Genomic DNA, 14,257 nt, shown 5'->3' on the forward strand with positions numbered 1-14,257 from the left:
GCCGCGCGCAGCGCTCAACTCACCGGCGGCGGGAGCCTCGCGCTCCTGCCCACCGGTGCCCCCTGTCTTACGGGCGTCCAACACCCTTGCCTCGTCCCCCATGAGGTCCATCGTCGCACCACCTGCAACCCGCGTACACCTGGTATACCGCAGCCAGGAAGGTCACTTCAGCGGTTTGTCGACTTCCCGACACGACGACTCATCAAACCTTGTCACGCCCACAACCCCCAAAGCAATGACCTCAAGAACACCTGCGCGACACGTACGCCCCGGCCCCGTGCCGGCTCACCATCCCGGGTAGCGGTCCTTCCACCTCGTGTAGGGCCCGTAGTCGCCGTGGAGCCGGTCGCCGGCGGTGAACTCGTAGATGAAGTCGTCGGCCAGCGTCAGGATCGTGTCGCGTCCCTCGACCTCGAAGGCGAGCTCCGGGGGCAGCGCCGTTTCGCCGTGCAGCGCGCCGAGGATGCTGCCGCAGATCGCGCCGGTGGAATCGCTGTCACCGGAGTGGGTGACGGCGAGCGCCAGCGCGTCGAGCACCTCCTCCGGTCCCGGATGGGCGAGGACGGCATAGACCGCCATGGCAAGCGCCTCCTCCGCCACCCAGCCGCCGCCCAGCGACTCGATCACCGCCGCGCCGGAACTCCCCCGGGCGGCTTCGACGGCCTGCTCGACGGCCCGAAGGGTCTCGTGGTGCTCGTCCTGCTCGCGGAGCAGCCGCAACGTCGTCTCGACGGCGTCCGGCAGGGCCTGGCCGCGCACGATCGACGCCACGAGAACGGCCAGCGCACCGGACGCCACCCTCCCCGTGGGATGGCCGTGGGTGTACCCGGCGGCCTCGGCGGCGGCGTCGAACTGCCACGACGGCGAGTCCCGGATCCAGGGCGGCAGGAGCCCGAAGGGGGCGCTGCGCATGACACCGCCGCACCCCTTCGAGTGGTTGCGCGCAGCCTCACCGAATCGCTTGATCTTCCGCTCGCCGCCCCGCGGAGCGGCGAGCGCGGAGAGGCAGGTGTTTCCGGGCGCTCTGCGCGAGTAGAGCCAGGGCTGGGTGATGAGCCACCCGTCCCGCTCCCCGTCCGGGCCGGGCTGCAACTGGGTGTCGAGCCAACGGTCGTAGGCGTGGTGGAGGACTCCGACGGTGAACCCGAGACCCCTGTCGGTGCGGACCGACGCGCGGATCATGCCCTCGACGGTGAACAGGGTCATCTGCGTGTCGTCGGTGATGCGACCGTAGGTGCGGGCGCACGCGACGTCCTCGGGCCGGTACTCCCTGACGCCGTCCGGCCCGCATTCACTCCGGATCCGCTCCAGGCTCCAGAACTCGACCGGCCCGCCGAGCGCGTCGCCGATCGCCCCGCCCAGCAGACACCCCCGCACGCGGGAGCGATAGCGCTCGACTGCCTGCCGCTCGGGGGCCTTTCTCGTCACGACGATCCCTTCGCTGCGCCACGTGCTCGATGCGCACGTTCGTCACGTTCAGGTCTTTACATGCTTTCAGGCCCGGCTTCCCTGAGGAAACCGGGCCTGAATCGGTAGCGGGGACAGGATTTGAACCTGCGACCTCTGGGTTATGAGCCCAGCGAGCTACCGAGCTGCTCCACCCCGCGTCGTGTGCCGTAAGGCTATCACGGTGCAGAGCGCCCTCACGCCGCCGGACCTCACGGTCCGTGGCCCGCCGGACTTCCCGTCCGGCGGGCCACGGCCGCCCTAGGCCCCGCTGCCTCCGCCGTCAGCGGCATCACCGGCATCACTGCCGCCTCCGCCGTCACCGCCGCCGTCGGCTCCGCCGTCAGCGGGGTCACCGCCGGCCCCGTCGCCGTTCGAGCCCGCCGACTGCTCGGCGTCCTCGATCCGCTGGAGGGCCTCCTCCAGCTCCTCCTGGGCCTGGCCGTACGCCTCCCAGTCCTGGTCCTGGAGCGCCTGCTGACCGTCCTCGTAGGCCTGCTGGGCGTCCTCGACGGCGTCCTGGAGGCTGCCGCCGTCCGTCGGCGGCGGCGGATCCTCCTCCGGTGGTGGCTCCTCGCCCGTGTCGGGCGGTGTCGCTTCCTCCACCCCGAAGACGACGTTCAACGCCTTGGGCAAGGTGTCCTCGAAGGCCGTCTGGTCGCCGTACGTGACCAGTACCTTGCGCAGCAATGGGTAGCCGGTGCCGGTGCCCTGCACGTACACCGGCTCGATGTAGATCAGTCCGCCCTCCAACGGCACCGTCAGCAGGTTGCCGTAGATGACTTCCGAGTCGCCTCTCTGCAGGATGTTGATCTGGTCGGCGATCGCGGCGTTGGAGTTGAATCTGGACTGCACGAGCTTCGGTCCCGGCACGGGACTGTTGGGTGGCAGCTTCAGGATTCTGATCTTCCCGAAGTCGTCGTTGCGCGCGTCCGCGCCCACGGCCATGTACGCGCCCAGGTTGTTGCGGTTGCGTGGCGTGAACGTGGTCGTCAGCGAGAACGTCCGCGAGTCCTGGTCCGGCATCTTCATGCTGAGGTAGTACGGCGGGACCGAACTCTCGACCTTGGTGGTCGGGTCGTCCGGGATCTCCCACTGCTCACTGCCGGAGTAGAACTGCTTGGGGCTGGTGACGTGGTACTGCGTCAGCAGCTCGCGCTGGACCTTGAACAGGTCCTGCGGGTAGCGCAGATGGTCCATCAGCGCGTCGCTGATCTCCCCACGCGGCTTGACCGTGTCGGGGAACGCCTTCATCCAGGTCTTGAGGACGGGATCCTCGGTGTCCCACTCGTAGAGGTCCACGCTGCCGTCGTAGGCGTCGACGGTGGCCTTCACCGAGTTGCGGATGTAGTTGACCTGGTTCTGCTGCGCGATCACCGAACGCTGGTCGTCCGTCAGCGAGTCGGCCGTCGTGTCGCCCAGGGTGGTCCTGGTCGAGTACGGATAGCCGTTGCTGGTGGTGTAGGCGTCGACGATCCAGGTGATCCGGCCGTCGACCACCGCCGGATACGGGTCGCCGTCGATCGTCAGCCAGGGCGCGACGGCCTCCACCCGCTCCTTCGGGGTGCGGTTGTAGATGATCTGCGAGCCGTCGCCGATCGCGCCGGAGTACATGATCTGCGGCTCGCTGAGCGTCAGCGCGTACGCGGCCCTGTTGATCGGGTTGGACAGGTCGACGCCGCTGTCGCCCTTGTAGCGGTACGTCTTCTCGCCGGAGTCGTCGGCGTAGTCGACCTCGTCCTGCGGACCGCCCACGATCGAGTAGTCGCGGGTCTGCTCGCCGTAGTAGATACGCGGCTCGTAGTCGCCCAGCTCACCCTCGGGCGGCAGGTCCTTCTCCGTGTACGACGGGTCGCCGTCGTTGGTCACCTCGGTGCCCTTGGCGGAGACGACGCCGTAGCCGTGGGTGTACCGGAAGTGGCTGTTGATCCAGCCCTTCTCGGGGATGCCGCCCACGTTGATCTCACGCAGACCGACGACGGTGTCCTGCGAGTCGCCGTCCTTGTTCTCGTACCGGTCGACGTCCAGCGTGCCCGGGAACTGGTAGTAGCCGCGGACCTGCTGTTGCTGCTGGTACGTCGGCGAGACCACGCTCGGGTCGAGCAGGCGGACGCTCGCCGTGCTGTCGACGGCGCTGCGCAACTGCTCGTTGGTGGTGTCCTGCGGCGCCTCGCCCGAGTAGTCCGTCACCTGGGAGTCATCGATGTCGTACGCCTTGCGCGTCGCCTCGATGTTCTTCTCGATGAACGGCGTCTCCTTGGCCTGCTCGTTCGGCTGCACCTGGAACTTCTGCACGATCGCCGGGTACAGCCCGCCGATCAGGATCGCCGAGAGGACCATGAGGCCGAGGCCGATGAGCGGCAACTGCCAGGTGCGCCGCCACAGGGTGGCGAAGAAGAGCAACGCGCAGATGATCGCGATGACGAAGAGGATCGTCTTCGCCGGCAGATAGGCGTTCGCGTCGACGTAGCGCAGACCCGTCCAGCCGTCGGTGGTCTTCAGCCCGCTGGTCTTCGTCGCCAGGCTGTAGCGGTCGAACCAGTACGCCACCGCCTTGAGCGCCACGAAGGTGCCGAGCAGCACCGCGAGATGACCGGTCGCCGCCGACGTGGCGCGCGCACCGGGGCTGGAGATGCGCAGGCCCCCGTACAGGTAGTGCGTGAGCGCGGCGGCGATCGTGCACAGCACGACCGCGGCGAAGCCGAAGCCGAGCAGGAAGCGGTACCACGGCAGGTCGAACGCGAAGAAGGAGATGTCCTTGTGGAACTGCGGGTCCTTCTCGCCGAACGACTGGCCGTTCACCCACAGCAGCCACGTGCGCCACTGCCCGGTCGCGGAGGCGCCGGCGATCAGACCCACCAGCGTGGCGATGCCGAGCAGCACCCACTTCTTGTACGGCGCCAGGTTCATCCGGTAGCGGTCGAGGCTCTCCTGCTCCAGCGACATCGCGCTGAGCGGCGGTCGCAGCCGGTGGGCCAGCCACATGTTGAAGCCCACGGCGAACGCCATCAGCAGCCCGAAGACGAAGAACAGGCCGACCTTGGTCCACAACCGGGTGGTGAAGACCGAGGAGTAGCCGACGGAGCGATACCAGAGCCAGTCCGTCCAGAAGCCGGCGAACATGACGAAGATGATGCCCAGGATGGCGAGCACACCCAGCGTCATCAGCAGCGTTCGTACCCGCCGGGACGGCCTGCCCACACTGATCCGTGGCCCGGTGGGGCCTCCGCCGCGGTCCGGCATCTGGAAAGCCAAGGTGGCACCTCGAGACTTGAACGTCCTGTCATACGGCCCCCGCGGCACAGGGGCTCAATGTGGCAACTTACTAAAGCTTTACTCAGTTCCCGCCGGGGGGTGGCAGAGAGCGATGAGGCAGGATGACGAGCATGTCCAACTCTCCCACCGGCGGTCCACCCCTGGCAGCCGACCCGCTGACTCGCGCGGTCCTGGAGCTTGACGAGTACGCGTCCGGTTTCGGCTGGGACCGGCCGCCGCGGCTCTTCGCCCTCGTCGACACCGCGCAGTTGCGCGCGCAGGAGCCGGGGCTCGCCCGGCGGCTGGACCTCGACACTGCCGACGGCTCCGGCGACCCGGGCGCCGGGCCCCCGGCGCAGGTTTCGTACACGCCCATCGAGCAGCAGGAACTCCCCGAGGGGCAGCCGCTCGACGAGTTCCTCGGCACCATCGCCTGGCCCGATGCGGTCGGCGGCTGCGCGCTCACGGTCGAGCGGCTGATGCTCCCGCCGGCGGCGGAGGCCGACGTGCCCGACGGTCTCGACGAGGCGGGGCTCACCGCCTGGGTCGCGGAGCACCCGCGGCGCGAGGAGGTCCGCATGACGGTCGCCGTGCTGCGCGACGGCAGCCGGGAGGCCGCGCTGCGGCTGCGCTCGAAGGACGCCCCCACCGAGGTGCTCACGGGGCCGGATCTGGTGCCGGGGCTCGCCCGGGCGCTGGCGGCGACGTTCGACTGACCCCGTTCCGCGCACCGGTCCTCGTGCGCGCTACTCCCCGCACTCGTCGAGCCGGTCGAGGTCGCCCTCGCGGATGTCCGCCAGCGCGTCCATGGCGTCGTCCATCGTCCGGATCTCGACGAGCGTGAGCCCGTCGGGTACGTCCCGGGCGGCCGTGGCGCAGTTCGCCGCCGGCGTGAGGAAGAACTTCGCGCCCTGGTCGCGGGCGCCGACGGTCTTCATGTGGATGCCGCCGATCGGCCCGACCTGGCTCTCGGTGTTGATCGTTCCGGTGCCGGCGACGAACTCCCCGCCCGTGAGGTCGCCCTTGGTGAGCTTGTCGACGATGCCGAGCGCGAACATCAGGCCCGCGCTGGGGCCGCCGACGTCGGCGAGCTTGATGTCGATCTCGAACGGGAAGGTGTGCGCGGTGCCCGCCGTGATGCCGACCATGGCCTTGCCGGGCTCCTGGTCGGACGGCCGGGTGGTGACGGTGACCTCCTCGCCCGGCAGCTTGCGGGGGTCCTCGCCGTTCTTCTCGGCCTTCTCGGCCTTGTCCGCGGGGACGACCCGGAACGTGACCTTCTCGCCCGGCTTGCGGCTGGTGACCAGTTCGACCACGTCGCCGGGGCCGTCGACGGGCTCGCCGTCGACGGCCTTGATCACGTCACCGGCGTGCAGCGTGCCCTGCGCGGCGCCGCCCGCGACCACGGACGCCACGATCACGCGGGTGGTGAAGTCGATGCCCAGTTCCTCCAGCGCGGCGACCTTGGCGCTCTCCTGGGAGGCGGTGAACTGCTCGGCGTTCTGCTGGTCGACTTCCTCGGCGGTGCTGTCGTCCGGGTACAGCGACTCGTGCGGCACCACCGCGTCGTCGGGCGAGAGCCAGCCGTAGACGGCCTCGACGAGGTTCATCTTGTAGTCGGCGCCGGTCACACGGACCGTCGTCATGTTGAGATTGCCACTCGTCGGGTACGTCTTGCGGTCGTCGATCTGCAGCACGGGCTCGCCGTCGTGGTCCCCCAGCGTGTTCACCGTGGGCCCGGGCGACATCTCCGCGTAGGGCACGGGGATGAAGACCCCGGCGACGAGGATGGCGAGCAGCGTCACGGTGGAGGCGAGCAACGTCGCCGTGCGGCGTGGCATAGAACGACAGTACGGGACGCTCAAGCAGCCCCGGAACGCGAGTGGCTACGCTCCATGGCTTCCCGGAAACGGGCGTACCCCGCCAGCTCCGTGCTGTCGCCCACCTTGCGGGTGCGCGTCGCCCAACCCGCCCATATCGCGGCTGCGCCGGCCGACGCGAGGGGTATGACCAACCAGGCTATCGCTGCCATCCCGTACTCCTAGCTGACGTGAGGTCTTTCCGATAAGCCAACGCTCACGCGGGCACGGAAGTTACGCAACTCGACAACCTCAACCAGCGCCTACCCATTCCTCTGTCCCGTCGGTGAACTTCTGGTGTTTCCAGATGGGAACTTCGCGCTTGAGGGTGTCGACCAGGCTACGGCAGGCCTCGAACGCCTCCGCGCGGTGGGGGCAGGAGACGGCGACGACGACGGCGAGATCCCCCACGGCCAGTTCGCCCACGCGGTGGACGGCGGCCAGGGCCCGCACCGGATAGCCGGCCGCGACCTTCTCCGCGACCCGGCGCATCTCGGCCTCCGCGGTGGGATGGCACGAGTACCCCAGCGCGGTCACGTCCTGGACGCGCTCGGAGGCCGCCTGCCGGTCGTGGTCACGGACCGTGCCGACGAAGAGCGCCGTGCCGCCCGCGGCGGGATCGCCGACGGCGGCGAAGACCTCGTCGAGCGACAGCGGCGCCTCGCGGACGGCGACGAGGCGCACGGGGTCCGCGGCGGCCTGCTCGCCCGGGTGCTGCGGGGTGTCTGCCATGCGCCCATCCTGCCGCACGGGGCCGACAACGGGCCCCGCGGGTGCCGGGGCCGGGCGGGGCGGGCGGGCGCCTGTACGGCGCCGTACGGGCCGGGGCGCGGTCCGTACGCGACGCTCCGCCGCGGCGGCCGGGTCAGATCTTGCCGCGTCGCGCCTTGCGCACCCGGCGTACGACCGCGGCCGTGCCCAGGAGCGCGACCGTCGCACCGGCGGCACCGGCGGCGCCCGCGGCGGCGGCGTCCTTGCGGCCCAGCCGCCGGCCCGCGACCGTGTGCCGGCCGGAGACCTCGTCCAGCAGTTCGGCGAGCACTTCCTCGTTCGTGTGCTGCGGACGCCACCCCGCGTCGTGCAAGCGGCTGCCGCTGACGACCCACGGGTACATCGTGTACGCCAGGTCGCCGGCCGGCGACGGCGTGAGCCCGAGGCGGTGCAGCCGGGAGGCGGCGCCGAGCGCGACGGCCGACGGCAGCTCCATGCGCCGGATGCCGGTCAGCTCCTCGACCTCCTCCTGCTCCAGCCACCCGTCGCAGCCGACCGCCAGTTCCCCCTCGGCCTTCTCCAGCGCCGCGAACACCAGCGCGGCGGCCAGGTCGTCGACGTGGCAGAACTGCCAGCACGGCCGGGTGCCCTTGACGACGAGCAGCCGCGGCGACTCGAAGTACCGGGTCAGCGGGGTGTCGACGCCGCCGACGACGGCCGCGGGGCGTACGACGGTGACGTTCAGCCCGGGGTGTGCGCGGGGCGCGCGGCGGCCCAGGCGCTCCATCTCCAGCAGGTCGCCGACGCCGGTGGCCTCCTCGGTGGCGCGCAGCTCGGCGTCCTCGGCGAGCGGGACGGGGTTGTCGGGCAGGGCCCCGTAGACCATCGCGGAGGTGCAGAGGACGACGCGGCGCACACCGGCCGCCGCGGCGGCGGTGAGCACCGTCTGCGTACCACGTACGTTGTACGCCGTACGGGCCGTGGCGTCGGTCTCCAGGTCCAGGTCGAGGGCGAGGTGCACCACGACGTCCGTGCCGCGCAGCTTGTCGGCGATCGCGGGGTCCCGCACGTCCAGCACGTGCCAGTGGGCCTCGGGCAGCTCGCCCCGCCGCTCGTCGATGGCGACGACCTGCTTGACCTCGTCGGAGGCCGCCAGTCGCTCCGTGACCAGGGCGCCGATGCCGGCCGCCGCCCCGGTGACGGCGACGACGGGGCGCCACGCGCCCGGGGCGGGCTCGTCGGCCACGGCCCCGTCGGTGGCCTTTCGCGCTGCGCGAACGTTCGGTTCCGGGGAACTCACCGGGCGGCTCCAACTGTTGTGTGCAGTAGTTCCATCCATCCTGCCCCAGCCGCACCCGCGGCGGTGGCGGCGGGCGCCAGGACATCGTGCAGGCATACGAAGCGGCATAGGGTGGAGGTAGTGGAGGGCGTACGCCGCCGGCCCGGTGCAGGCGGCCCGACGAGCCGAGGAAACCGTGAGTGACACCCCATTCGGATTCGGCCCCCCGAAGGAGCCGGACGACGACGGCGAGGGCGACGACAAGGGTGCCCGCAAGGGGGACGGCGACCGCAGCGGCCGGGACCCGTTCGGCTTCGGGGGCGCCGGGAGCGACCCGCAGAACCCGTTCGCGGCCCTCTTCGGCTCCCTCGGCGGCCAGGGCGGCGCCATGGGCCCGCAGGACCTGGGCGCGGCCTTCCAGCAGCTCGGCCAGATGCTGAGCTACGAGGGCGGGCCGGTCAACTGGGACATGGCAAAGGACATCGCCCGCCAGACCGTCGCCCAGGGCACGGGCGGCACCGAGGCCGGCGGCTCCGGGGGCGAGTCCAAGGACGCGAGCGTCACGGACTCCGAGCGCAAGGCGGTAGAGGAGTCCGTACGGCTGGCCGACCTGTGGCTCGACGGGGTGACGTCGCTGCCCTCCGGCTCGGGTGCCGCGCTGGCCTGGAGCCGCGCGGAGTGGGTCGAGGCGACGCTGCCGGTGTGGAAGGAGCTCGTCGACCCGGTCGCCGAGCGCGTGGGTGCCGCCATGGGCGGTGTGCTGCCGGAGGAGATGCAGGCCATGGCCGGCCCGCTCATCGGCATGATGCGCTCGATGGGGGGCGCGATGTTCGGCACCCAGATCGGGCACGCCGTGGGCGTGCTGGCGGGCGAGGTGGTCGGCTCCACCGACATCGGGCTGCCGCTGGGGCCGGCGGGCAAGGCGGCACTGCTGCCGGTGAACATCAAGAGGTTCAGCGAGGGCCTGGGCGTACCGCAGGACGAGGTACGGCTGTACCTGGCGCTGCGCGAGGCGGCGCACCAGCGGCTCTTCGCCCACGTGCCGTGGCTGCGCTCGCACCTGTTCGGCGCCGTCGAGGGCTACGCGCGCGGCATCAAGGTGGACACGTCCAAGCTGGAGGACCTGGTCGGCCAGGTCGACATCGAGCGTCCCGAGCAGTTGCAGGAGGCGCTGCAGCAGGGCATGTTCCAGCCCGAGGACACCCCCGAGCAGAAGGCGGCCCTGGCCCGGCTGGAGACGGCGCTCGCGCTGGTCGAGGGCTGGGTGGACGCGGTCGTGCACGCCGCCGCCGAGCCGCACCTGGACGCCCCGTCGCTGAACTCGCTGCGCGAGGCGCTGCGTCGCAGGCGCGCCACGGGCGGCCCCGCGGAGCAGACGTTCGCGACCCTCATCGGGCTGGAGCTGCGGCCGCGGCGGCTGCGGGACGCCTCGCGGCTGTGGGCGTCCCTCGCGGACGCGCGCGGAGTGGACGGCCGGGACGCGCTGTGGGCGCACCCCGACATGCTGCCGACGGCGAGCGACCTGGACGACCCGGACGGGTTCGTGCACAGCGAGCAGGCGGACTTCTCGGAGCTGGAGAAGATGCTGGGCTCGGCCGGCTCCGCCGGCGACGAGAAGGGCGGGCCGGACGAGATGGGCCGCGAGGACGTGCCGGACGAGAAGGACGGGCAGGACGGGCAGGACGGCGGCAAGGGCGACACGGACAGGTGACGCTGCGGGACGACGCCGAGCGCGTACTGAAGGAGTGGAGCGCGCCCGACGGCGGTCAGGACGCGCTGCGCCACACGTACCTGGAGCATCTGGCGACGCATCCCGACGGGATGTACAAGCCGTGCGCGGACGGGCACGTGACGGCCAGCGCGCTGATCGTCGACGTGGCGCGCGAGCGGGTGCTGCTGACCCTCCACCGCAAGATGAAGATGTGGCTGCAGACGGGCGGCCACTGCGAGCCCGAGGACGCGACGCTGGCCGGGACGGCGCTGCGGGAGGCGGGCGAGGAGTCCGGCATCGCCGGACTCACGCTGCTGTCCGGCGGTCCTGTGGGCCTGGACCGGCACCACACGCCGTGCGCCTGGCACCTGGACGTGCAGTACGCGGCGCTGGCCCCCGCGGGGGCGGTGCCGGCGATCAGCGAGGAGTCGCTGGATCTGCGCTGGTACGGGTACGACGAGGTGGCGGGCGTCGCGGACCCGTCCGTGGCGATGCTGATGGAGCGCACGCGGGCGCGGCTGGCCTGAGGGCCGGGCCGGCTAGTCGGTGCCGGACTGCGGACTGGTCGGGGGGCTGGTCGGCGAGGGGCGCGGGATGAACGGCAGGCTCTCGCCGGCGACCACACCCTCCAGGTAGCCGCGGGCCCGCTCGGTGCGGGGGTAGGCGCCGACGAGGTCCCAGAAGCCGGGGCCGTGGCCCGGCACGAGCAGGTGGGCGAGCTCGTGGATCAGCACGTAGTCGATGACGTACTCGGGCATGCCCTTCAGCCGGTGCGAGAGGCGGATCGTGCCCTCGGCAGGGGTGCAGGAGCCCCAGCGGGTGTTCTGGTTGGTGACCCAGCGCACGCTGCTGGGCCTGGCCCGGCCGTCGAGGTACTGCGAGGACAGCCGCTGCGCGCGGTCGGCCAGCTCGGCGTCGCCCGGCATCCGCCGGTTCTCCTGGGCCTGCAGCTTGTCGAGCATGACCGTCACCCAGCGCTGCTCCTCCGCCTCGCTCATGCGGGCGGGGATGAGGACGACGGTGCGGTCGCCCTCGCGGTATGCGGAAACGGTCCTGCGCCTGCGCGCGCTGCGTCTGACCTCGACCGCTCGCGACGGTTTCGGCCGTCCTGGGCTGTGCTCTGGGTCAGCGGGCACGGCATGACGTTACCTGGTCAGGGGGGAGAAAGTCCCGGCCAGGAGCAGGTGTGCGACGTCGTCGCAGACGTCGCGGCCAATTCGTCATACTTTTTCCGTCGCCTGTGGATAACTCATGATGTGGCGGGCCGGAGGGCTGGCAGAGTGGCGGAGGAACGAGGGGGGCGTAATGCATCCGATGATCAAGCCGGCGCTGCGGCGGAGCTGGCGCGGCAGGCACACCGTGCAGATGGGCGTGACCAGGGCACATGCGGTGTCGATCCAACCCGTGGACGCGGCGACGGGGCTGTTCCTGCGCCGGCTGGACGGCACGCGCGGGCTGGATTCGCTGCGCCGCGAGGCGCACAGGTTCGGCCTCTCCGCCCGGTCGGTGGACACGCTCGTCGCCCGATTGACCCGGGCAGGGCTGATCGACGAGGGACCCCCCGCCCCGAAGGGCACCGTAACTCCCCGGGACGACCACCCGACCTCCACGGACCGTCCACGCCGCGTCCATCGTTCCCCGGGCGCCGGTCTCGTCGCACCGGCGGCGGCGGGGCCGGGCGGGCCGTCGACGTCCGGGGGGCGAAGGCCGGGCGGGGCGATACCGGCGCGGCTGCGGGGCGACCAGGCCTCGCTGTCCGTGGTGCACCCCGAGCCCGGGGCCGCCGTGGAGCGGCTGCGGGCGCGGCGGGGGCTGCGGGTGGTGGTGCGCGGCGCCGGGCGGGTGGGCGCCTCGGTGGCGGCACTGCTCTCCGCGGCGGGTGTCGGCGGTGTGGAGGTCGTCGACGGCGGCTGCGTCGAGCCGTGGGACGTGACGCCCGGCGGGGTGGGCGCGGGGGACGTCGGCCGGCGGCGGAGGGACGCGGCCCTGGGCGCGGTGCGGCGGGCCGGGCCGTGGCCGGCGGCGCGCGGCGGGGCCGCGGGCGGGGCGGTGTCGCTCGTGGTGCTGGCGCCGCGGGACGGGCTCGCCGCGTACGCGCCGGATCCGGAGATCGCGCTGCGGTACCGCGCGGCGGGCGTTCCGCACGTGTACGCGGGGGTGCTGGAGGGCACGGGGGTGGTGGGACCGCTCGTGCTGCCGGGTGGTTCCGCGTGCGCGGGCTGCCTCGCGGCGGCCCGGGCGGAGCGGGAGCCGGAGTGGCCGCGGATGCTCGCCCAGTGGCGGGCCGGAGGTGATCGGGAGGGGGTCGCCGCGTGCGATGTGGCGTTGGCGACAATGGTGGCGGGACTGACTGCCGCCCACGCGCTGACCTTTCTCGACGGGCGGCTGCCGGTCTGCACGGGGGCCCGGCTGGAGTTCGCACTGCCGGGTCTGGCCTGGGAGTTGACGGAGCTCGATCCACACCCGAGGTGCGGGTGCGGTGCGGCGGCAGCCGCTGACCGGGATACGGGAGTGGCCCATGTCTGACCTTCCGCGCAAGGCGATCACGCGTACGGCCAGGCTGGCCTCGCTGCCTGTGGGCTTCGCCGGCCGCGCCACCTGGGGACTCGGCAAGCGGCTCGGCGGCCGGCCGGCGGAGCTGGTCGCCCGGGAGGTCCAGCAGCGCACCGCCGAGCAGTTGTTCAAGACGCTGGGCGAGCTGAAGGGCGGGGCGATGAAGTTCGGGCAGGCGCTGTCCGTCTTCGAGTCCGCGCTGCCGGAGGAGATAGCGGGGCCCTACCGCGCGGCCCTGACCAAGCTGCAGGAGGCGGCGCCGCCGATGCCGGTGCGCACGGTGCACGGTGCGCTGGCGGAGCGGCTGGGCGCGGACTGGCGCGATCTCTTCCTGGAGTTCGAGGACGCGCCCGCGGCGGCGGCGTCGATCGGGCAGGTGCACCGGGCGGTGTGGCACGACGGCCGCGAGGTCGCGGTCAAGGTGCAGTACCCGGGCGCCGGCAAGGCGCTGCTGTCCGACCTGGCGCAGTTGGGCCGCTTCGCGCGGCTGCTGGGTCCGCTGGTGCCGGGGCTGGACATCAAGCCGCTGATCCAGGAGCTGCGGGACCGGGTCTCGGAGGAGCTGGACTACGAGCTGGAGGCCCGGGCCCAGAGCACGTACGCGGAGGAGTTCGCGGGCGATCCGGACGTCCTCGTGCCGGACGTGGTGCACCAGGCGGACCAGGTGCTGGTCACCGAGTGGCTGGACGGCGTGCCGGTGTCGGAGCTGATAGCGAAAGGCTCGCGGGAGGAGCGGGACCGGGTGGGCCAGTTGCTGGCGCGGTTCCTCTTCGCCGGCACGGCGCGCACGGGGCTGCTGCACGCCGATCCGCACCCGGGCAACTTCCGGCTGGTGAAGGAGGGCGAGCCGGAGGAGTGGCGGCTCGGGGTGATGGACTTCGGCACGGTGGACCGGCTGCCGGGCGGGCTGCCGGAGGAGATCGGGGTCGCGCTCGGGATGACGCTGGAGGGGCGGGCGGACGACGTCTACGAGCTGCTGCGCGAGCAGGGGTTCGTGAAACCGGACGTCGAGCTGGACCCGGAGGCGGTGCTCGACTATCTGCTGCCGATCATCCAGCCGGCGGCGGTCGCGGAGTTCGCCTTCAGCCGGGAGTGGATGCGTACCCAGGCGGCCCGGATCGCCGATCCCCGCAATCCCGCGCACCAGTTGGGCCGGCAGCTCAACCTGCCGCCGTCGTATCTGCTCATCCACCGGGTGACGCTCAGCACCATCGGGGTGCTCTGCCAGCTCGGCGCCGAGGTGCGGATGCGCGAGGAACTGACCGAGTGGCTGCCGGGCTTCGCCGAGTACGCCGAAGGGGGCCGTCCGGAGGACGACCCCCACGAGGGTGCGGCGACGGAGGACCCGGCGACGGCGACCGCCTGACCGGACCGTCAGGCCCGGCCGCCGGCGGCCGGAGCCGTGGTCGCCGCCGGCCGGGCACTCGCGGTGCGGCCCGGCCG

At 72.0% G+C, this 14,257-nt stretch carries 11 protein-coding genes and 1 tRNA gene; 5 read left to right on the forward strand and 7 right to left on the reverse strand.

The annotated features are described in order from the left end of the window. Positions 1-285: 285 nt before the first annotated feature. The 3 genes from O7599_RS12200 to O7599_RS12210 all read right to left on the reverse strand — a co-directional run bounded on the left by O7599_RS12200 (position 286) and on the right by O7599_RS12210 (position 4,689). Positions 286-1,428: an ADP-ribosylglycohydrolase family protein gene (locus tag O7599_RS12200; protein WP_281622174.1), complete on the reverse strand. Its 1,143-nt coding sequence runs from the start codon at positions 1,426-1,428 to the stop codon at positions 286-288. A 105-nt stretch (positions 1,429-1,533) separates the two neighbouring features. Then, positions 1,534-1,607 (reverse strand) — tRNA-Met (locus O7599_RS12205). Positions 1,608-1,707: 100 nt separating this feature from the next. After that, complete coding sequence (locus O7599_RS12210) at positions 1,708-4,689, reverse strand: UPF0182 family protein (RefSeq protein WP_281623356.1); 2,982 nt, start codon at positions 4,687-4,689, stop codon at positions 1,708-1,710. Positions 4,690-4,832: 143 nt separating this feature from the next. Between O7599_RS12210 and O7599_RS12215 the strand changes: the two genes are divergently transcribed. Next, the gene (locus O7599_RS12215; protein WP_281622175.1) at positions 4,833-5,417 is read left to right on the forward strand and encodes a PPA1309 family protein; all 585 of its coding nucleotides are present in this window, start codon (positions 4,833-4,835) and stop codon (positions 5,415-5,417) included. A 30-nt stretch (positions 5,418-5,447) separates the two neighbouring features. Here the strand turns inward: O7599_RS12215 and O7599_RS12220 are convergent, their stop codons facing one another. The 3 genes from O7599_RS12220 to O7599_RS12230 all read right to left on the reverse strand — a co-directional run bounded on the left by O7599_RS12220 (position 5,448) and on the right by O7599_RS12230 (position 8,571). After that, complete coding sequence (locus O7599_RS12220) at positions 5,448-6,542, reverse strand: PDZ domain-containing protein (RefSeq protein ID WP_281622176.1); 1,095 nt, start codon at positions 6,540-6,542, stop codon at positions 5,448-5,450. 270 nt (positions 6,543-6,812) lie between these two features. Then, positions 6,813-7,292, reverse strand: a complete 480-nt coding sequence (locus O7599_RS12225) for a molybdenum cofactor biosynthesis protein MoaE (protein ID WP_281622177.1) — start codon at positions 7,290-7,292, stop codon at positions 6,813-6,815. Between the two features lie 133 nt (positions 7,293-7,425). After that, positions 7,426-8,571 carry an SDR family oxidoreductase gene (locus O7599_RS12230; RefSeq protein ID WP_281622178.1) on the reverse strand — a complete coding sequence of 382 codons (1,146 nt, stop codon included), beginning with the start codon at positions 8,569-8,571 and terminating at the stop codon, positions 7,426-7,428. 175 nt (positions 8,572-8,746) lie between these two features. Between O7599_RS12230 and O7599_RS12235 the strand changes: the two genes are divergently transcribed. Beyond that, positions 8,747-10,261, forward strand: coding sequence for a zinc-dependent metalloprotease (locus O7599_RS12235; protein WP_281622179.1), 1,515 nt, complete (start codon positions 8,747-8,749; stop codon positions 10,259-10,261). Continuing rightward, the gene (locus O7599_RS12240) at positions 10,258-10,788 is read left to right on the forward strand and encodes an NUDIX hydrolase (RefSeq protein ID WP_281622180.1); all 531 of its coding nucleotides are present in this window, start codon (positions 10,258-10,260) and stop codon (positions 10,786-10,788) included. The genes O7599_RS12235 and O7599_RS12240 overlap by 4 nt, the downstream gene beginning before the upstream one ends. 12 nt (positions 10,789-10,800) lie before the next feature. Here O7599_RS12240 and O7599_RS12245 read toward each other — a convergent pair whose 3' ends face one another. Further along, positions 10,801-11,397: a M48 family metallopeptidase gene (locus O7599_RS12245; protein ID WP_281622181.1), complete on the reverse strand. Its 597-nt coding sequence runs from the start codon at positions 11,395-11,397 to the stop codon at positions 10,801-10,803. A gap of 169 nt (positions 11,398-11,566) precedes the next feature. Between O7599_RS12245 and O7599_RS12250 the strand changes: the two genes are divergently transcribed. Both O7599_RS12250 and O7599_RS12255 read left to right on the forward strand, forming a co-directional pair. Next, positions 11,567-12,787 carry a ThiF family adenylyltransferase gene (locus O7599_RS12250; protein ID WP_281622182.1) on the forward strand — a complete coding sequence of 407 codons (1,221 nt, stop codon included), beginning with the start codon at positions 11,567-11,569 and terminating at the stop codon, positions 12,785-12,787. Beyond that, positions 12,780-14,180, forward strand: coding sequence for an AarF/UbiB family protein (locus O7599_RS12255; protein WP_281622183.1), 1,401 nt, complete (start codon positions 12,780-12,782; stop codon positions 14,178-14,180). Before O7599_RS12250 ends, O7599_RS12255 begins: the two co-directional genes overlap by 8 nt. Positions 14,181-14,257: the final 77 nt, after the last annotated feature.

Source organism: Streptomyces sp. WMMC500 (genome assembly GCF_027497195.1).
In the GTDB taxonomy this organism is placed as follows: Bacteria; Actinomycetota; Actinomycetes; order Streptomycetales; family Streptomycetaceae; genus Streptomyces.

Bases quoted from the DNA above. Each gene is read 5' to 3' on its own strand.
- O7599_RS12210 (WP_281623356.1), bottom strand. From the start codon at position 4,689: ATGCCGGACCGCGGCGGAGGCCCCACCGGGCCACGGATCAGTGTGGGC.
- O7599_RS12215 (WP_281622175.1), top strand. From the start codon at position 4,833: ATGTCCAACTCTCCCACCGGCGGTCCACCCCTGGCAGCCGACCCGCTG.
- O7599_RS12220 (WP_281622176.1), bottom strand. From the start codon at position 6,542: ATGCCACGCCGCACGGCGACGTTGCTCGCCTCCACCGTGACGCTGCTC.
- O7599_RS12225 (WP_281622177.1), bottom strand. From the start codon at position 7,292: ATGGCAGACACCCCGCAGCACCCGGGCGAGCAGGCCGCCGCGGACCCC.
- O7599_RS12250 (WP_281622182.1), top strand. From the start codon at position 11,567: ATGCATCCGATGATCAAGCCGGCGCTGCGGCGGAGCTGGCGCGGCAGG.
- O7599_RS12255 (WP_281622183.1), top strand. From the start codon at position 12,780: ATGTCTGACCTTCCGCGCAAGGCGATCACGCGTACGGCCAGGCTGGCC.